This is a genomic window from Polyangium mundeleinium (genome assembly GCF_028369105.1).
GTDB classification, from domain to species: Bacteria; Myxococcota_A; Polyangia; order Polyangiales; family Polyangiaceae; genus Polyangium; species Polyangium mundeleinium.
On record NZ_JAQNDO010000001.1, the window covers coordinates 4,955,338 to 4,973,296 of the forward strand.

Sequence of the window (17,959 nt, forward strand, 5' to 3'; positions counted from 1 at the left end):
CCGGCATCCTGCGGCAGCGCTCATTGTCCATCCTCCAGATGGCTTCGCATGCGTTGAAGCACGCCTCGAGGGGCGTTTATGCACCGATTTGTAATGGAAATACTACGAGTGTAACGACCCCCAAATAAAACAATCGCGACGCGTCTCATGTGAACCCCCATTTCCCACGAGAGCCTTCCTTGTACTGTCGAGTGCTCGCCAAGACAACCCCTGTGGTGATGGCCTTGTCCCTGGAGCTCGGGAGACTCCGTGCCTGTTGAATTCCGTTTCGCCAGAACGTTTCGCCGAGGACGCCGCGCGCTGTGCAGCGGTCCTGAGGCGTTCGCGACCCAGGCCTTGTCTCTGCCCTCATGACGTCGTGTCCTGACGCCGCGTCCTCACCTTTCGGAGACACGCGTCCGTCATCCCCGGCAACGGGCCCCAGGGAGGAGGGCATGCCCTCGTCGCCTCCCGCGGATGGCCCGTCTGTCCACCGGCTTGAAGAGCGCGCGCCGGGCCTCGGTGGGGTTCGTCAGGATGCTCTCGGGGGCCTCGGTGACGGCCTGCCAGACCTCTTGCTCTGCATCGGCGGTGCTGACGGCCGGGACGCGGAGCCGACGGAACCAGTGCGGGAGCTGGGCGGCGTAGGCCTGGTAGAGGCTGGCGAAGGAACCGACAGGAGGCGCGGCGGGTTCGGGGGTCGTCACGTCTCCTCTTGGGCAGGCTCGCGGGTGGATCCGTGCATCCTCCGGACGATTTTTCCTGCCGCGGGAGGGGCACCTCCCGGAAACCAGACGAGCTCAGGGCAAACGTTCGAGCATGTGCTCCGGTCGCCGGGGTTTCTTGTACGTCGCTTTCAGCGTGACCGATGTTCCCGGTTCGATGGCTTCCACGCAGTAATATGCGGTATCGAGGGGAATGCAGTCGCCTTGTTTCATGGCAAACGCGAGCGGCTGAGGCTTGTCACCCCACCACTCCCACGCTGCGCGCACGCGGATCCCTCACGGCTCCACCTTCACGAGCCGCCCGAAGACCGCATTGTGCCCGATCCACCCATTGATGTGCCCGCGGTTGTTCCCAATCTGGAACCGCCCATCCTGCACGCTCTTGACGAAGTGGAGATACTCGGTGCCGCGGACCTTGCACAGGACAATGTCGCCGGGGCGGATGTCGCGTGGGTCGACGGGCTCCACGGTGCAGAGCTGACCGGACTCGATCCGTGGAGACATGGAGTTGCCCCGCGGGCGGAAGGAAACGATTTCGCCAGTGCGAAGCTTGGTGATGTATCCAGTGGCCCAGCCCATGGTGTGCGTCCTCAGGCAAGGAGCTCGGCATACGCGAGCCCCTGCTGCATGCCGGCGCCGACGGCGTGGTTGTTGTCCTTGACCTCGATAACGGCGATGGGGAGGTTCGGCTTGTAGAAAAGGACGATGTCCGCGCGCTTGCCGGTGTTGGGGATCCGGTTCTGGCCTGCGCGACCCTTCGTGGTGACGCGGTCGGCGGTGAGGGTGAACTCCTCGCGGATCTGGCGATCGAGGTCCCAGCCGGAGGAAGATCAAGGGTAGCGAAATACGTGTGAGATGTGGAGCCACAACGGGCTCGCACAGATGGGGCGGCCATCGGGTGCAAGCGACGTCTGCGAGCACGACCGGCGTGTCCCCCTTGTGTCACGCGTCCGCGATGCTTCGGAGGATCGCGGGAATCTCCGAATGCTCTGCATAAGGAATCACGCGGACGTTATACTCTCGCTCGAGTCGATCCCGATCCGCATCGGAAGGCCCCTTGAGCAACACGTAGTGCCGCTGTGCCGAGGTCCGGAACGCGTCCGCGTTGCCCTTCAAGGCAAGATCGAGGTCGAGCGGATCGTTCATGCCGTAGCCCACGAAGAGCATCACGTGATCCTGGAGCAGGAAGCTCAGCACGGCCTGGTAGGAGCGGTCGGCACGTGCTTGGTTGTACTCGACCTCCGACATCACGACCGTATCGTGGTGCTCCGCCGTTCCGTGGACCTTGAGGAGGACCTTCCGGCCCGCGCGCAAGTCGCCCAGCGCCCGATCGGCGTCCTTCCAGGTGTAGGGCTGACGCCGCGGCGTCTCGGACACGCCTTCGAGGAGCTGGTCGTAGTTCGTCGTGAGAATGGCCCGGGTACCGAGGCTGACGAGCACGCGATGCGCTTCGCCTGGCGCAGCGTTTTCGGGGCGAAAGATGTCGTTGAGGGCGTTCTGGTAGTCCCGACCGAGTGCGGTCCGCAAGGCCCCGAGTTCCGCGAGCATGTTTTCGAGCCGCATGCCGGGCTTGAACAGCGCCCTCTTTGCGGCGATCACGTCGCCGTCCAGCGCATCGTAACGAGCGCAGGCGTCGAGGAGGCGCTCGGGGAGCTGGGACCAGGTGGGGAAGTCTCCCGCGACGTCGCGGCCGAGGGAGAGGCCGGAGCCGACGAAGAGGGCGAGTCTGCCGCGGCGGTAGGCGTCGAGGAGGAGTCGAGGGAGCTTGATGGAGGACATCGGGGGAGCCGGAGGAGGCGCAATTGCGACGATGGCATTGGGGTCAGCGACCGCGGCGGGGACGAGTCGCTCCCGGCCATCCCAGGGGATGCCTTTGTCCCAGCCGCGCTTAGCGAGTTCCTGGGAGACAGCGTCCCCCGAGAGGTCGCCTGCGAGAGCGGATTCGACCTTGGCGGGGTTGGAGAGGACCTCGTCCAGACCTGCCATGGGAAGATACAGCGCGGCACCCGAGCTGGGATCAGGGTGATGGAGCGCGAGTCCGACTTGCGCGGGTTTGCCGCTCGCCACGTAAAACCCGTTCGGGGTCCGGGTGAGCAGCGAGCCGGGAGAAACCTCGATGGCGACTACGGTCTCCAGCGTGGAAGGGTTCATCAGCTGAATGACCCCATTCGCCCCAAGGCTCGTGAGCCACTTCCCACTCGGATGCCAGGCGAGCGCGCGAATCTGACAACCGGTCGCCACGCGGCGTACCTTAGGCGTCAAGGGGGTGGCCTTCCAGAGCGTAACCGTGCCATTGGCGTGGGCGATCGAGAGCGATGTGCCGTCTGGGTGCCATACCATCGCGCTCAAACCTTCGGGGGCTCGCGCGCTGTCGAGCAGACGTCCTGTCAGAGCGTCCCAAATCCGGATGTTCCCTGAGGACGTGGCTACGGCAACCTGCCCTCCAGCAGGATGCCATGCAAGAAGATATGCTGGGTCGGATTGACCGTCCTCCAGAACAATGCGTTTTTGCGTCTGGAAATCGAAGACATCCATCTCGGAGGTGGCATTCCCGAAACCAGACTGGTGAATGCGTGCGAGCTTCTTACCATCGGTGCTCAGTGCCGACGAGCGAACCCATCCGGGGCGCGGGCTCGCGAGCATCGGGGTCACCACAACCTCCCCCCCCTCGTCGACGTTGATGGAATGGAACAGGGGGGCTGACGCTGCAATCAGCATGTCCCTCGTGAGCCACACGCTCAGGAGCGAATTGTTCGGGCTGAACGACGGGGAATCCAGGTATCGCAGCCGAGTCCCGCGCATGGCGTCGAAGATTTGCAGCCCTTGGATGACTGTGCCCTCGTCCGGGATGCGTGTCGGAGCTGCAAACGCGGCAAGTCGGGTGCCGTCGGGGCTCCAGACCGCTCCATGAGCATCCGCAATGACGAGCGCCTCTCGGCCCGTTTTCGAGTCCCAAATGCGCACATGTTGCGTTCCATCCTCGATCGCGAGCCGAGTACCCAGAGGATCCCACCGGATGGATTGAGTGGTAATTCGTTCCGTCAAGAAATCAAAGAACGACTCCGTAGGCTCTCGTTCGAGCTCTTGGTCGCTATCATTGTCGACACATTCTACGTGCTCCGGATGTGCGCCGCGACCATCCCAGACGATACGCCCCGCGGCTTCCGTGTCCACAAAAAGTCGACCATCCGGCTGCCATGCAAGGCAGGGGCGTTCCTCCATCAAGTCGTAATGCCATATTTCATTTCGTCGCTGCACATCCCAGATTTGTACCCCATTTTTGTCGGAATCCGAGTAGGTGGACGCAAGAAACCGGCCGTCCGGGCTCCAGTCGACAGAGAATCGCCAGGCTCGGTATTCGCCGACTTCAAAAGATTCTCCGGACTTTGCATCCAGAACTTCCACGACATGGCCGCAGTGGGCGAGGATAGGGGCGCATGGATGCCAAGCCATGCCAAGGGCCCACGCTTCACACTCGACGAGCCGACGGCCGCTCACCGCATCCCATATCGAGAGGCGCGTCGCGTTGACGTACGAGCCTGCGAGCTTGGTCCCGTCGGGGCTGAACAGGAGATGCTCTGCAGCGCCTTCGAGGCGTACCATGGGCCTCGGGACGATTCCGTCCCACGAGACGACGACCCCTCGCTCTCCGAGGACGGCGAGCCGCGTACCGGAAAGATCCCAGGTCATCGGCCCGGTCAAAGTCTCCGCTGCAATCAACCTCGCGAGGACGTGGCCCGTTGCTGCGTCCCGGATGCGAATCGTGTTGTCCGATTCGGCACTCGCGACGTACTGACCCCCCGGGGACCGGGCCGCACAGATGCGCCGTCGATCCGTTAATAGCGTCGGGAGTGCCGCGGCCTCCCCGACCGCGGCGCCGCCGAACGGCGCTTCAGGGGCGATCCATGCCGTGATGTCGGCCCGCTCCAAGCAGGCTCCTTCCCACCGGCACCCCGTCCAAGTCGATTGCCGCAGCACCGAACCCGACAGATCGCTCCCTTCGAGATCGGCCCCGTGAGCCTCCGTCTGCGTAAAATCTGCCTCTCGTGCGCTCACATGCTGGAGCAGCGCTCCGTCGAGGCGGACGCCTGGGAGTCGCGCTCGGTCTAATCTGGCCCGCGTCAAAGTAGCACCCCGGAGGTCGGCGCCCGTGAGTTCTGCGCCATCGAAGCGAGCGCCCGAAAGAGCGGCCTGTCGCATGTCCTCACCCGCGAGCTGCACTCCACGCAGGTCCGCTCCCTCCGGTACCCAGCCCTCCGGCTCTTTCGCCCATTGGCCGAGCCCGAGCAGCAGCCGCAGCGCGTTTGCCGCCGCTTTCGTGGTCGCTAGAGGGTCGCCTCCTCTACTCCTTTGCAGCCAACTCTGAGTCGCCAACACCGCTGCCGACTTCTTGGGTTCTCCGTCTCGACGTAAAACCTCCCCCACGAAGGCCGCCACTTCGGGCGTGAGTGGCATCGTCGCGAGCGCCTCTGCAGGCTTCAAGGGCAAGGTTTTCACGAGTGAGCACGCAAGGAAGAATTCGAGCAAGGATTTGTGCGCGAATCGATAAAGCTCCTCTCCCTCCCGTATGAAAAAAGCGCCGCCCTGGATCTCCAGGTATGCAGCCTCCCGAGGCACGTCGTCGGGCAGCTCCCTGGATAGCTCCTGGCGCACCGAGTGCCGCAACTCCTCCCAGGAACAGCTCTGCTTTCCGGTGCGCCACAACTCCTCCGCAAGCGCCTCGGCGAATGCGATCTTCTGGGCATCCGTGAAGCACTCGGGGTCGCCAGAGCGGGTTTGCTCGAGCCACCTCGCGAGGTAAGCGTTATACACGTCCGCCGTCGCGACGCGCGCCTGGGGGTCCAGCCTGTCCAGCGTGGCCAGCACCATGGCGAGGAGCAAGGGGCGCCGTACCAGATCCCCGAGATCATACGTCCGCTCGATCTTTGTCAGCGCTTCCCGCGTCGCCGCGTCCCCGTCTTTGATCTTGCTCACGAGCGCCTCGACCCGGCCCTGGTCGAAAAGCTGCAGCACGAGCCGCGTGACGCCGCCGGCCGACGCTCCGAGTGCCTTCGCGAGCGCTTGCTCCGCCGTCGTGCGCAGGCCCGTCTCCGTGGGGAAATAGTGATCTCGACAGGAGAGCACCACCCATCCACCCCCGCACGCCACCTCGAGGAGCCCCGCAAGGCGCCCGCCCAGATCGGCTTGCCCGACCCGCGTCGCCATCTCATCGAAGCCATCGAAGCAGGGTACGAGCATTCGATACCGCACGAGCAAGACCAGCGCGGCGCGGTTCGTGGAGTCATCGGCAACGCCCGCGGCCTCGAGCAGGAGCTGCTCCGCGACCGTGTTCGTCGCTGCGCCCGCAAGGTTGACCAGAAGGGCCCGAGGTCCCGTGGACGCGCGCCAGCGCTCCTGCGCCCAGCGGGCGAGCAGGGTCGACTTGCCTGTCCCGAATTCGCCAAGCAAGAGAGCGGTTTGCCCTCCTCCTGCGAGCCACCTATCCATCGCGGCGAGCGCTGGCTCGGGCTCGGATCCTTCGACGCGCACCGCCGGCTCGACGAATTGCCCTCCCACCTCACGCAGGCGCTCTTCCACGCAGGCATCGATCCGCCTCTGCGCACCTGCGAAACGCGGTAGGAGGGCGCGCGCTCGTTCTTCGCGGTCTGCCTTTGTCAGAATTTCGATCCCTTCGAGGTCGATCCCAAACGAGCGGAGCCCCTCCACGATCACCGTACGCTTCGTTTCCACCCACCGATCGGTCGCGCTCGTCCACACGGTCCATCGATCGCCCCGAGGCACGAGCACGAAGAGATCACCGGCCACGGGCGCTTCCGCCCAGATCCCTACGACCGCGAGCCCCGTCGCTCCTTCGGCGAGGGCAAGCTGATACACCTCCTCTGCCTCGCGCAGGTACAGATCGCCAAAACCATGCTTTGGGGCCGCCTCGTGAGCGCGCGCCGCTTCTAGCAAATCGGCAGGCTTGGCGCGAAACGTAAAGACCAGCCCTCCGTGCTTCCGCCCGCCGAGGGCCGCCGGGTGAATTCCCTCCAGAAGCACCACTCGTGCGGACACGTGCGCCTGCGATTCTGCCACTATCCCCGCGACAACCGACTCGATCGCAGATCCTCCCGCATCCGTCCACGCACCGGGATCGAGCGCACTCGCGGCCTTCCGTAGCCGCGCGACGTCCGGGCCCAGATTCGGATGCTCGGCGAGCCACGGTTGCATGGCCTCGGCAGCGCCCTTTGCAAGCGCAGCGCACATCGTATCGAATGGAACGATGTCCGAAGGCAGGACGACCTCGCGCGTGAGCCGTCCGATCTCGTCTTTCGACACATTGCGTAGATTGCCGATGAGTCGCGACAGGCGCTCCTTGCGCGACATGGCCGTGTCGTTATCCGCTGCGCTCTGTAGGACCGTGGCGCTTGCCGTCATACGCTGCATGAGCGTTCGCAGCGTAGAGATGTCCTTCGCCGCGAGAAGCGGGGCCGTTTCTTCGATCCATGCCGCATACGCGTCGTCCTCGGGGCGCGCGCGGTAGACGAGCGTCGCCGCTGCAAACGGGCGTACAGGTCTGCGGGCGTCGTAATGCGTCGAGCCTCCCGTGCGCACGAACCCGAGGTCCACATCCGCGACGATGACGCCCTCCTCCCCGGGCTCCAGACGGCCCACGTGCTCAGGGAATGGCCGGACGTCCGAGTGCTTCTCTTCGTCCACGAAGATCGACGTCCCGCCATGTTCCGCCTGGTTCGTGTAGAGCACGGGCCTCCCGTACCGCTTCGCCTCCTCCCAAGCCTTCGCCGCGAACTCACCCACCGTGTGCTTCCCGGTCAGGCTGGGCACTGCGAGGAATCTGCATTGCGCGAGCGGCTCCATGACCAGAGCCCGGTGCTCGGCGTTCTCGCGGTGGAGGAAGTCAAGACACACCATGACGCCCATCGGCCCTACGATGTCCTCGGGCAGACCGACGGGGGCCCACGACGTCCCGGCCTCGATCTCCTCGCCGACGGCCGTCGCGGGGTGAAACTTGGGCGAGAGCGCGAGGAGCTTGCCGCGGCAGAGCACTGGGGCGACCGCCTGTTGGGGTATCGGCAAGGCGTCGCTCGACCAACCCAGGCGCTCGTAGATGCCTGCTTCGAGCCCCTCGAAGTCGACCATGTGCGTCCCCGCCACGACGACCATGTCGCGTGCTGCCTGCGCGACGTCTTCGAGGATGCCCCAGGGGATGCTGTACTCGGGGAAGACGACGAGACGCACGCCCCAGCCGCGGCACGCATCGAGGATGGCCTGGACTCGCCGAAGCGTGAACGCCGTGTACGCGGTCCGGATGCGGAGACGAAGATCGTCGAACGGCTTGACGAGCGTCGCGGGGACGACGGACGGCAAAAGAGGCTTGACGCCACCAGGATCCTCGAGCGGTGAGCGCATCTGCAGGAGGATCGCCGGGTGGTACGCGAATTGGACGACGGCGATGCGCGTGAAGGCGCTGAGCATGGCAGGTGGGAGGGTAGCGAACTACGAGCAGCCCTGCGAGTTCATCGCGGAGCGTGCTACGCGTCTTGAGGACTTACGGCAGCCTCATTCCTTCGCGGGTAACGGCGGCTTGAAGGCCTCGTGCGGCTCCATGTAGAAGCCGAGATCCGCGCTCCCTTCGAATTCCAGCCGCCCACCGGTGTCGTTCGTGAGGGTCCGAAGAAGGACCGGGACGAGCCATATTGCTCCGATGACCGCCTGCATGGAGTCGACACCGGACGCCCGACTCCGGAAGACCTGTGAAGCCTTGGGACCAAGGATTTCGATGGGCGCGCGCCAGGTCTCGCCCGTCTCGTCGAGCTCGGCCTTGCCGATGCGGACGATGATTTTCTTCGGCCGTCGGCCTCGCGGCGAATAGAAGTCCAGTTGCCTTTCAGCGATTACTTCTTGCATCCGTTCTTCGACCTATCCGGACATTTGGCCATGCAGTTAGCCAGCCGCCGCATGGCCTCGTTAAAACAGGCTTGGCGTCTGTTCTTGGGCAATCGTCGACAATCCGCCTCGTCGCGATCATATTGTTCGATGCATCGGTCTTCGCATCGCCCCGCGACGCTCGACGGTGGGCAGTCGTTGCCCCCGTTTGCGGCCGCCTCCGGCGACGCGAAAAGGACTGTTACAAGAAAGACGACGATTCCAAGACTCGTGATCCGTTGCATGACCCCTCCCCTCGGGGGAGTTTACCTGCGCCGATCGCGCCGGTCCACGTTGGCGCCCCTCGCCTTCGCTGCCGAGGGGGGCTCGCCTGGACACTTGCCCTGGCCCTGGCCTTGTCCCCGCCCTCCTGGCGTCGTGTCCTGACGCTGCATCCTCACCGTCCCAAACGGCGCGCATCCGTCCCACCTAGCGACGACGTCCTAGCCCGTCAGCCACGCCCTCACCCCCCGCCCCAGCTTCGCCCGTCCGTCGCCCCAACGACCCCGCCTCACCTCCCCATCGCCCCCAACCCCCGCCGCCCCGCCCTCCTCCTCTCCCGCTACACGCCCTCGTGTCTCCGAAGACTCGAGCCCGCCCCATCACCCCTTCGCCCTCATCCCCCCGCGCACCCGTCCCCGTCGCCTTCTTGCTTTCCCCCTAAGCTTAAAGACTCGACCTCATCCAACACGCGCGCTGCAATCATGCCGCGCGACAGTACAGCCCTATACCCCCCGCATTCGGGGAGGAGTCTTTCCATGTCCGATCCCAAGCATCCCAAGCCGAACGATCAGGTCTTTGATCTCTCGGACCTCATCCTCGTCGACATCACGCCCGATCACATCAGCCGTCTGAGCAAACTCCGCGACGGGTATCACTTGGCTGTCGAGACCATCGTCACCGCCTCGTCTCTCGCTCTCCAGCGCGCGGCCATCCACCCGGGCGAGGTCCAGACCCTTGCCGCGCATTGGGCCGATGTCCAGCGCATCGACGAGGTCGTCCCCGCCGTCGAGAAGCTCCTCGAGCTCCTCCACGAAACCCGCCTCATGCGCGGCCACGAGATCGCCATGCGTCTCGGCGAAATGGTGCAGCAGATCCGCCGCCGCGCGGATCGCTCCCCCGACGGCGCCGAGATCCTCGCGCCCTTCGAGAAGCTGCTCGCCTACCAATCCGCGCCCGCCCTGAAGGCCGTCGCGACCAAGGAGAAGGCGCGCGCCAACGAGGAAGCGCCGAGCGAGCCTACCGGCTGAGCCACACGCGCCCGCCCCTCTCCCGCAAGGGAGAGGGGCTCGGGGTGAGCCTACCGCAACACCCGCCCCCGATGCTGCTCCACCCACGGGGACAGCCGCCCGCGATCCTCCAGCGCCTGCCCCTCCGTCCGCTGCGCCTTCCGCTCCGCCCTGGCCGCCGCCACCGCAATCGCCGCGGCCAGCGTCGCCTCGTCCTCTTCGCGCACGTCCGAATAGCCGAGCAGCGTTTCCTTGTTCTCCTCGATGAAACCCGTCGTGTAACGGCCTTCGACGAACGCCGGATGCGCGAGCAGTTTTTCGTGGAAGACGATGTTCGTCTTGATGCCCGTCACCACGTACTCCGAGAGCGCGCGGCGCATGCGCTGGATGGCCGTTTTCCGGTCCGGGCCCCATACGCTCACCTTCGAGACGAGCGGGTCGTAATGGCTCGGCACTGTCGCGCCCTCGTAAAAGCCGCCGTCGTCGCGCACCCACGGGCCCGCGGGCACGCGGAGCGCTTCGATCTTGCCGGGGCTCGGGAGGAAGCCGATCGGGTCCTCCGCGTAAATGCGGCATTCGATCGACGCGCCGCGACGCACGATCTCTTCCTGCCGCCACGAGAGCTGCTCGCCCGCTGCCACGCGCACCATCTCCGCCACGAGGTCCGTCCCCGTGATCCACTCCGTGACCGGGTGCTCGACCTGGAGGCGCGTGTTCATTTCGAGGAAGTAGAAACTGCCATCCTCGCCGAGCAAAAACTCGAATGTGCCGGCCGAGAAGTACCCGACCGAGAGCGCGCCCTTCACCGCGACCTCGCCCATGCGCCGGATGAGCTCGGGCGTCGCCACGGGGCAAGGCGTCTCTTCGACGACCTTCTGGTGGCGGCGCTGGATCGAGCAGTCGCGCTCGAAGAGGTGGACCATGTTGCCGTGGCGATCGCCGATCACCTGGATCTCCACGTGCCGCGGCCGGAGGATCGCCTTTTCGATGTAGACCGTCGGATCGCCGAAGGCGCGCGCGGCCTCGCTCTGGGCGCGCTCGAACGCGCTCGGCATCTCGTCCGCGTTGTGCACGAGCCGCATGCCTTTGCCGCCGCCGCCCATCGCGGCCTTGATCAGCACCGGGTAGCCGACGCGCTCGGCCGTCGCGCGGGCTTCCTCGACTGTGGAGGCGTCGCCGCCGGGCGTGATCGGCACGCCGGCGGCGGCCATCTTGGCGCGCGCGGCCGTCTTCGAGCCCATCGCGGCCATCGCGCGGGACGGGGGGCCGATGAACACGATGCCGGCCCGCTCGCAGGCCTCCGCGAACTCGCTCTTTTCCGAGAGGAAGCCGTAGCCGGGGTGGATCGCGTCGGCGCCGGATTTGCGCGCGGCGTCGAGGACACGCTCGATCGAGAGGTAACTCTCGCGCGCGGGCGCCGGGCCGATGCAGTAGGCCTCGTCGGCGAGCCTCACGTGCAGGGATTTGCGGTCGGCTTCGCTGTAGATGGCCACGGCGGCGATGCCCATCTCGTGCAGCGTGCGGATGATGCGGACGGCGATCTCGCCGCGGTTGGCGATGAGGACCTTGCGAATCACGGACGCCCACGTAGCACGGCTCGGGCCGGGAGGGTGGCTGAGCATGCGCACCGGGGCTGCGCACCGGGGCTCCGCCCCGGACCCCGCGGGGGGCTGTCCGCCCCCTCGACCCCGGACCAGCGAGGCGCTGGACCCAGGGTTGAAAAACTGCGCGGTGCGCAGTTTTTCAAACAGGCCGATGAAGAAGCCGGGTCGCCAGCCGAACCAGCCACGCGGCTGTCTTGGTAGGCAACGCCGCTGCTGGTCTTGACCCGGGCCTGTTCGATGAACTGCGCATCGCGCAGTTCATCGAGCTTGGGTCCAGCCCCTGGCTGGTCCGGGGTGCAGGGGGCGGACAGCCCCCTGCTGGGGCCTGGGGCGACGCCCCATCTCCGTGCAACGAATCCCTTTCCCTCTGGCCAGTTACGAGCTACCTCTCGCCCCCCGTGCAGCGACGCGAATCGGGCCCCGCGCTCTCCTTCCACGAGGCAGGAGGATCCGACGAGGTGGCGGGCTACCAGCCTCGGGGGAGTTCCTTGGAAGCCCGCGCAGCCGAGGAGGAGCCCGAGGTCCTCTCCGTGGCCGCGCTCGATCAGCGGCTCCGCCGCGCCGTCGAGCACGCGTCGCAGGACGTGCGGGTCCTCGGCGAAGTCGGGGGCTTCCGGCTGCATTCGAGTGGGCACGCGTACTTCACGCTGAAGGACGAGCGCGAGGACGCGCTCATCAACTGCGTCATGTACAAGACGGCCGCGCCGCGGGCGCGGAAGCTGCTCGCGGACGGGGCGCGTGTGGTGCTGACGGGGCGCGCCACGGTGTACGCGCCCCGCGGCCAGCTCCAGTTCTCCGTGTCGGATGTGCGGCCGGTCGGGCGCGGCGCGTTGCTCGAAGCGCTCGAGCGGCTCAAGCAGAAGCTCGCCGGGGAGGGGGTCTTCGCGGCCGAGAGAAAACGCGCGCTGCCCGTCGATCCGGCCGTGATCGGGGTCGTGACGAGCGGCAACGGCGCGGCCATCCACGACATCGTGACCGTGTCGTTCCGGCGCGGCGCGCCGCGGATCCTGCTCGCGCGGGCGACGGTGCAAGGGCCGGGGGCCGCGCAGTCGATGGCCCGCGCGCTCGATCAGCTCGCGCGCGTGCCGGACGTGGAGGTCGTGATCCTCGGGCGCGGCGGCGGATCGGCCGAGGATCTCTCCGCGTTCAACGACGAGGCGCTCGTCCGGAAGGTGGCGAGTTTCCCCGTGCCGGTCGTGAGCGCCGTCGGGCACGAGGTCGACGTGACGCTGACGGATCTCGCGGCGGATGCGCGCGCGGCCACGCCCTCGCAGGCCGCGGAGCTGCTCGTCGCGGATCGGGTGGAGCGGCGCAAGCAGCTCAAGCACCTGTACACGCGCATCGCGCGCGCCACGCGGCAGGCGATCGAGCGGCGGCGTGTCGTCGTCGACAGGCTCGCGCGGTCGATCGGCTCGCCCGAGGATCTGCTCGCGGTGCGGCAGCAGAAGCTCGACGAGCTGACCCTCAAGCTCGGACGCGAGATGGAGCGGGCGGCGTCGCGGCGCAAAGAAGAGCTCTCGCAGATCGAGCGGCGGCTCGCGGAGCGGCACCCGCGGGCGGTGATCGCCGTGGCACGCGCTGCGATCGGCCCGCTCGAAGTGCGGCTCGTGGCGGCCGAGCGCCGGCGGATCGAGCGGCTGCGGACGACGCTCGGGCGGCACGCGGCGCGGCTCGACGCGCTCTCGCCGCTCGGCGTGCTCGCCCGCGGCTACGCCATCGCGACGACGACGTCGGGGCGCGCGGTGCGGGCCGCGAAGGAGGTCGCCGTGGGCGAGTCCATCACGGTGCGGGTGCACGAGGGCGCGCTCCGCGCCGAGGTGACGGCGGTGATCGATCCGGCAGAAGGCGATGGAAGCGATGGCTGAGGGAAGGGTCTTCGCCGTCCTCGGGCATCCGATCGCGCACTCGCTCTCGCCGGTGATCCATACGGTCGCGTACGCGTCGCTGGGCCTGCCGCACGTGTACCGGGCGATCGACGTGCCGACCGCGGCCGAGCTCGTCGCGGTCCTCGACGAGCTGCGGTCCGGCGCGCTCGGCGGGGTGAACGTGACCTTGCCGCATAAACGCGCGGTGCTCGATCACGCCGACGAGGTCGACACGAGCGCGATCGAGCCGGGGGCGGCGAACGTGCTTTGCCGCGGCGAGGACGGCCGGCTCCGGGCCTACAACACGGACGCGGACGCCCTGGCGGACGACATCGCCGCGCTCGCGCCCGACGCCTCGCGCAAGCGGGCGATGGTGATCGGCGGAGGCGGGGCGGGGGTCGCGGCCGTGGCCGCGTGCAAGCGGTTGGGGTTCAAACTGATCGCGGTGACGTCGCGCTCGTGGGCGCGGTCGGAGAACGTCGAGACGTCGCCGTCGGCCGAGCAGGTGCGGCGGATGGGGGCGCTGCCCTTGCCCTGGCCCGGTCCGGGCGAACCCGCGCCCGATAGCTTCGCCTCGCAGGCCCTCCGGCTCCAATGGTGGGATCTCGCGCGTGGCGCGTCGCTGGTCGTGCAGGCCACGAGCGCGGGCATGCTCGGCAAGGACCCGGGCGAGTCGGTCCGGGATGTCGTTCCTTGGGACGATCTCGGAAGCGACGTCTTCGCGTACGACGTCGTGTATACCCCAAGAATGACCCCGTTCCTGCACGCCGCCGCCTCCCGAGGCATCCGGGCCGAAGGCGGACTCGGGATGCTCGTGCGACAAGCCGCCCGCTCGATCGTGCTGTGGACCGGGCAAGAGCCGCCGCTCGACGTGATGCGGCGGGCCGCCGAGGGCGCGCTCGATCGGGGAGGGCACACGGTATGAGCGGCAGCGACGCCTCGAACGCGTCGATCTGGCCGCACGTCGACGTGCGTCGGGATCTCGGCCGCGCGCTCTTCCGCGAGTGGGTCGCGAGCAACGGCGCCGGCGCCTACGCGAGCTCGACCATCGCGAACATGCACACGCGGCGCTACCACGGCCTGCTCGTCGCCGCGCTGGAGCCGCCGCGCGCGCGGCACGTGGTGCTCTCGCACGTCGACGTGGCGATCAAGTCGCTCGCGCCGCGCGGGGTGTGGGATCTCGCGACACACCAGTTCCCGGGGATCAACCCGGAGCGCGGGCCGTTTTACCTCAACCGCTTTGATCAGGATCCGGTGCCGCGCTGGACCTACAGCGTCGCGGGCGGCGAGCTCGAGGTGCTGCTCGCGCTCGTGCGCGGCGAGAACGCGGCGGTGCTGCGCTACACGTGGCGCGGCCCGCATCCGGTCGTGCTCACGCTGCGGCCGCTGCTCGCGATGCGCCACATGCACGTGCTCATGCGCGAGCACGGGGCGATGGAGCAACGCGTGGAGCTGCGCGCGGGCGAGATGCGCGTGCGTCCGATGCGCGCGCTGCCGAAGCTCTGCTTCCGCTACGACGAAGGCACGTTCGTGGGCTCGCCCGATTGGTGGCGGCGCTTCGAGTATTTGCTCGAACGGGACCGCGGGCTCGAGTTCCAGGAGGATCTCTGGACGCCGGGCGTGTTCGAGATCCGCGCGGATGGATCGGGCACGCCGAGCTTCCTCGTCGTCGGCGTGGAGAAGCTCCCGGAGGGCAAACCCGAGGAGCTCATCGCCGCCACGACGGCGGCGCTCGAAGCCGAGGATCCGGGCCCCTCGGTTCCCGCGCTGGAGCGCAAGCTCTCGGTCGCGGCGGAGCTCTACCGCGCGGATCTCGCGCCGGAGCCGGCGATCGTCGCGGGGTATCCGTGGGCCGAGGGCTGGGGGCGCGACAGCTTGATCGCGCTGCCGGGGCTCTACCTCGCGACGGGCAAGATCGAAGAAGCGAAGCGCGTGGCGCGCGGGATCGTGGCCAGCATGCAGGGCGGGCTCGTGCCGAGCCGGAGGGCCGACGAAGATGGCCGCCCGGACACGGCGTCAGCCGACGCGACGCTCTGGCTCTTCGAGGCGGCGCGGTGTTTTGCCGATGTGCTCGGCGCGTCGGATCCGTTCCTGCAGGGCGAGCTCGTGCCGGCGATGACGGCGTCGTTCGAGGCGATCCTGCGCGGCGACGCGCCGAACGGGATCCGCGTGACGGCGGACGGGCTGCTCGCGGCGGGCAAGTCGGGCGACGCGCCGACGTGGATGAACGCGCGCGCGTTCGGCGTCCCGGTGACGCCGCGCGTGGGCTGCGCGATCGAGCTCTCGGCGTTGTGGGCGCGGGGTTGCCACACGCTCGCGCGGCTCGCGCACGCGGCGGACGCAGGCTCGCTCGCCGACCGGGCCGACATCGCTTGCAGGAGGGCGCGCGCTGCGTTTCACGCGCGGTTCTGGTGCGAGCAGACGTCGTATCCGTTCGACGTGATCTCCGAGTCCCCGACGGGGGAGGGCGCGTTCGTGGACGCGTCGATCCGGCCAAACGCGATCCTCGCGCTCGCGATCGATCCGACCTGCTTCTCGCCGGAGCAGGCGCGCGCGACGATCGCGCGGGCGCGGGCCGAGCTCGTGACGCCGGCGGGGCTGCGGACGCTCGCGCCTTCGGATGCGTCGTACCGCGGCCACTACGGCGGCAACGTGTTCGAGCGCGACGCTTCGTACCACCAGGGGACGGCCTGGCCGTGGCTGCTCGGGTTTTACGTGCGCGCCGTGCGGAGTGTGCTGCCGGCGGAGGATCCGCTCGTGGTCGAGCTGCCGGACTTGATCGCCGCGGCGGCCGATCGGGACCTCGCCGTGGGGCAGGTGCCCGAGCTCGCGAGCGGCGTGATGCCGTTCTCGCCGAACGGCGGGCCGGCGCAGGCCTTCAGCGTGGCGGAGCTCCTCCGCGCCTGGAAGAACGTGCTCGGCTGAGCTCGGCGAGGCCCGCCTTCGCGAGGGTCTTCCACGGGCGCGTGTCGAAGCGGAGGCCGAGGTCGATGGCCTTCCGCGCGAGCTCGCGCGCCCTTCGTGGATCGACGGCGAGGTTCGCCTCGGCCGAGCGCAGGTAGGCGAGGGCGAGGAAACGATCCCGCCGCGCGGGATCCGCGAAGAACCGCGGATGCCGCTTCACCATGATCTCGTGCGTCTCGTGGTAGCGGCGGTCGTAGCTCTTCGAGACCTTCGCGGCGTTGCCGACGCGGTAGCGGTAGAGGATCTCGCCGCAGTGGTAGCCCCGTCGCCCGGCCTCGGCGGCGCCGATGAGGAAGTCGTAGTCGCCGTTGCCGCGCGCGAGCTCGTCCGTGTACCCGCCGAGCTCGATCCAGAGATCCTTGCGGTAGGCGCAGGGGCCGGGGGTGGGCTGTCCCGCGATGAAGTCGTCCCACGTGACCTCGCGCCGGTGCTTGTGGACGCGCGAATAGGCGCCGAAGCGCTCGTTGTCGCCGTAGACGAAGGCCGCGTCGGGGTGACGCGTGAAGGTGTCGAGGACGAGCGCGACGCTGCTCGGCACGAGTTGATCGTCGCCGTCGAGGTAGAAGTGAAACGGCGTCTCGGTCAGCTCGAAGGCTTTGTTGCGCGTCGGGTACGGGCCCATGTTCGTGGGCATCGCGTACTTGACGAGGCGCGGATGGTTCAGCGCCGCGAAGATCTCGCGGGTCCGCGCGTGCTCGGTTCCATCCATCACGAGCACGGCGCACCAGCGGGGATCGGTCTGCGCGAGGAGGCTGTTCCAGCAGTCGAGCAGCCAGTCGCCCTCGGCGTAGCAGGTGATGCCGATCGTGAGGAGCGGCGCGCTCGAAGCAGGTGCGTTCATGCGGAGAGGGGGCTCAGACGCGCACGTGCGCGAAGGTCGCCTCGATGTTGAACCAGCCGAGCGCCTGGAGGGCCTCGGCGGCGAAGAGCCCGACGCGGGGCAGGGGGACGATGCGCTCGGCGACGTCGCGCCGCAGGTAGTCCCGCTTGAAGTACCGGGGACGACGGCCGCCGAGGTAGCCTTCGAACTCCGCGTACGTGAGCTTCTTGTAGTTGGGCGTCCCCGGATCCTCGCGGCGGGTCATGAGGTCGTAGAAGAGCAAGGCGCCCCCGGGGCGGAGGAGCGACAAGCACGTCTCCATGATCTTTTGCTTCGTCTCGGCGTTCGTGACCGAGGTGAGCACCGCGAAGAGCATCACCACGTCGAAGGGCCCGCCCACGTCGGTTTCGAGGATGTTGCCCGCGAGGAAACGCACGCCGGCGCAGCGCTGCCGCGCCTGCTCGATCCGCTCGGGCACGAGGTCCACGCCGACGAGCCCGGTGGGATCCGCGCCCATCTCCACGAGCCAGGCGAGGTTCGATCCGCCGCCGCAGCCGACCTCCAGCACCTTGAGCGCGCGGAGATCCTCGAAGGTGGAGGCGCCGATCTCCTGCAAGCTCTGGCGAATGCGGCGCTGGCGTTGCCGCTGGCACAGGTACGCGTGCGGCAGGATCGGCCACCACGCGTTCTGCGGCAGGAAACGCTCGCGGTAGAAGCGGCGTATCTCCTCCGCTTCGTCGCCTTCGCCCGCCGCGCGGGCCTCGTCACGCGCCACGAACGGCCGAGTGCCACGCGCGCTCGGATGCGTCAAGTCACGAGGGCCCCCGGGCGCCGCGCGCGGTTGCAT

Annotated in this window: 13 protein-coding genes and 1 pseudogene; 6 read left to right on the forward strand and 8 right to left on the reverse strand. The window is 67.9% G+C overall.

What is annotated here, in order from left to right; genetic code table 11:
- Positions 1 to 401: 401 nt before the first annotated feature.
- From POL67_RS19850 to POL67_RS19865, 4 genes and pseudogenes are all read right to left on the reverse strand, one after another.
- A complete protein-coding gene (locus POL67_RS19850; protein WP_271919278.1) occupies positions 402 to 686 on the reverse strand; it encodes a hypothetical protein in 285 nt (94 codons plus the stop codon).
- Positions 687 to 980: 294 nt separating this feature from the next.
- Positions 981 to 1,208, reverse strand: a complete 228-nt coding sequence (locus POL67_RS19855) for a S24/S26 family peptidase (protein WP_373372364.1) — start codon at positions 1,206 to 1,208, stop codon at positions 981 to 983.
- A 92-nt stretch (positions 1,209 to 1,300) separates the two neighbouring features.
- A pseudogene (locus POL67_RS54255) lies at positions 1,301 to 1,531 on the reverse strand (hypothetical protein); the annotation flags it as partial.
- A 115-nt stretch (positions 1,532 to 1,646) separates the two neighbouring features.
- Positions 1,647 to 5,942 (reverse strand): SIR2 family protein, encoded by a 4,296-nt coding sequence (locus POL67_RS19865; protein ID WP_271919284.1) that lies wholly within the window; start codon positions 5,940 to 5,942, stop codon positions 1,647 to 1,649.
- Positions 5,943 to 6,161: 219 nt separating this feature from the next.
- On the opposite strand from POL67_RS19865, the gene POL67_RS19870 reads away from it, so the two are divergent.
- Both POL67_RS19870 and POL67_RS19875 read left to right on the forward strand, forming a co-directional pair.
- The gene (locus POL67_RS19870) at positions 6,162 to 6,323 is read left to right on the forward strand and encodes a hypothetical protein (RefSeq protein ID WP_271919286.1); all 162 of its coding nucleotides are present in this window, start codon (positions 6,162 to 6,164) and stop codon (positions 6,321 to 6,323) included.
- A 1,221-nt stretch (positions 6,324 to 7,544) separates the two neighbouring features.
- The gene (locus tag POL67_RS19875; RefSeq protein WP_271919288.1) at positions 7,545 to 8,108 is read left to right on the forward strand and encodes a hypothetical protein; all 564 of its coding nucleotides are present in this window, start codon (positions 7,545 to 7,547) and stop codon (positions 8,106 to 8,108) included.
- Positions 8,109 to 8,264: 156 nt separating this feature from the next.
- On the opposite strand, the gene POL67_RS19880 is transcribed toward POL67_RS19875, so the two are convergent.
- Positions 8,265 to 8,612, reverse strand: a complete 348-nt coding sequence (locus tag POL67_RS19880; RefSeq protein WP_271919290.1) for a DUF6968 family protein — start codon at positions 8,610 to 8,612, stop codon at positions 8,265 to 8,267.
- Positions 8,613 to 9,388: 776 nt separating this feature from the next.
- Between POL67_RS19880 and POL67_RS19885 the strand changes: the two genes are divergently transcribed.
- Entirely contained in the window at positions 9,389 to 9,880 is a 492-nt protein-coding gene (locus tag POL67_RS19885; protein WP_271919293.1) for a hypothetical protein, read from the forward strand.
- A gap of 50 nt (positions 9,881 to 9,930) precedes the next feature.
- Here the strand turns inward: POL67_RS19885 and accC are convergent, their stop codons facing one another.
- Complete coding sequence (gene accC, locus POL67_RS19890; protein WP_271919295.1) at positions 9,931 to 11,436, reverse strand: acetyl-CoA carboxylase biotin carboxylase subunit; 1,506 nt, start codon at positions 11,434 to 11,436, stop codon at positions 9,931 to 9,933.
- Positions 11,437 to 11,861: 425 nt separating this feature from the next.
- Between accC and xseA the strand changes: the two genes are divergently transcribed.
- The 3 genes from xseA to POL67_RS19905 are packed head-to-tail and all read left to right on the forward strand — an operon-like array spanning position 11,862 to position 16,253.
- A complete protein-coding gene (gene xseA / locus POL67_RS19895) occupies positions 11,862 to 13,328 on the forward strand; it encodes an exodeoxyribonuclease VII large subunit (RefSeq protein WP_271919297.1) in 1,467 nt (488 codons plus the stop codon).
- Positions 13,321 to 14,253 carry a shikimate dehydrogenase family protein gene (locus tag POL67_RS19900; protein WP_271919299.1) on the forward strand — a complete coding sequence of 311 codons (933 nt, stop codon included), beginning with the start codon at positions 13,321 to 13,323 and terminating at the stop codon, positions 14,251 to 14,253. The genes xseA and POL67_RS19900 overlap by 8 nt, the downstream gene beginning before the upstream one ends.
- Positions 14,250 to 16,253 carry an amylo-alpha-1,6-glucosidase gene (locus POL67_RS19905; RefSeq protein WP_271919301.1) on the forward strand — a complete coding sequence of 668 codons (2,004 nt, stop codon included), beginning with the start codon at positions 14,250 to 14,252 and terminating at the stop codon, positions 16,251 to 16,253. Before POL67_RS19900 ends, POL67_RS19905 begins: the two co-directional genes overlap by 4 nt.
- Here the strand turns inward: POL67_RS19905 and POL67_RS19910 are convergent.
- Positions 16,207 to 17,133, reverse strand: a complete 927-nt coding sequence (locus POL67_RS19910; protein WP_271919303.1) for a glycosyltransferase family 2 protein — start codon at positions 17,131 to 17,133, stop codon at positions 16,207 to 16,209. The two genes, POL67_RS19905 and POL67_RS19910, sit on opposite strands and share 47 nt — an antisense overlap.
- 13 nt (positions 17,134 to 17,146) lie before the next feature.
- Positions 17,147 to 17,887, reverse strand: a complete 741-nt coding sequence (locus POL67_RS19915) for a class I SAM-dependent methyltransferase (RefSeq protein ID WP_271919306.1) — start codon at positions 17,885 to 17,887, stop codon at positions 17,147 to 17,149.
- Positions 17,888 to 17,959 lie beyond the last annotated feature (72 nt).

What these genes read in the sequence shown, in the direction of transcription:
- POL67_RS19855 (WP_373372364.1), bottom strand. Translation starts at nt 1,208, where the DNA reads ATGTCTCCACGGATCGAGTCCGGTCAGCTCTGCACCGTGGAGCCCGTC.
- POL67_RS19865 (WP_271919284.1), bottom strand. Translation starts at nt 5,942, where the DNA reads ATGCTCGTACCCTGCTTCGATGGCTTCGATGAGATGGCGACGCGGGTC.
- POL67_RS19880 (WP_271919290.1), bottom strand. Translation starts at nt 8,612, where the DNA reads ATGCAAGAAGTAATCGCTGAAAGGCAACTGGACTTCTATTCGCCGCGA.
- POL67_RS19885 (WP_271919293.1), top strand. Translation starts at nt 9,389, where the DNA reads ATGTCCGATCCCAAGCATCCCAAGCCGAACGATCAGGTCTTTGATCTC.
- POL67_RS19900 (WP_271919299.1), top strand. Translation starts at nt 13,321, where the DNA reads ATGGCTGAGGGAAGGGTCTTCGCCGTCCTCGGGCATCCGATCGCGCAC.
- POL67_RS19905 (WP_271919301.1), top strand. Translation starts at nt 14,250, where the DNA reads ATGAGCGGCAGCGACGCCTCGAACGCGTCGATCTGGCCGCACGTCGAC.
- POL67_RS19910 (WP_271919303.1), bottom strand. Translation starts at nt 17,133, where the DNA reads ATGAACGCACCTGCTTCGAGCGCGCCGCTCCTCACGATCGGCATCACC.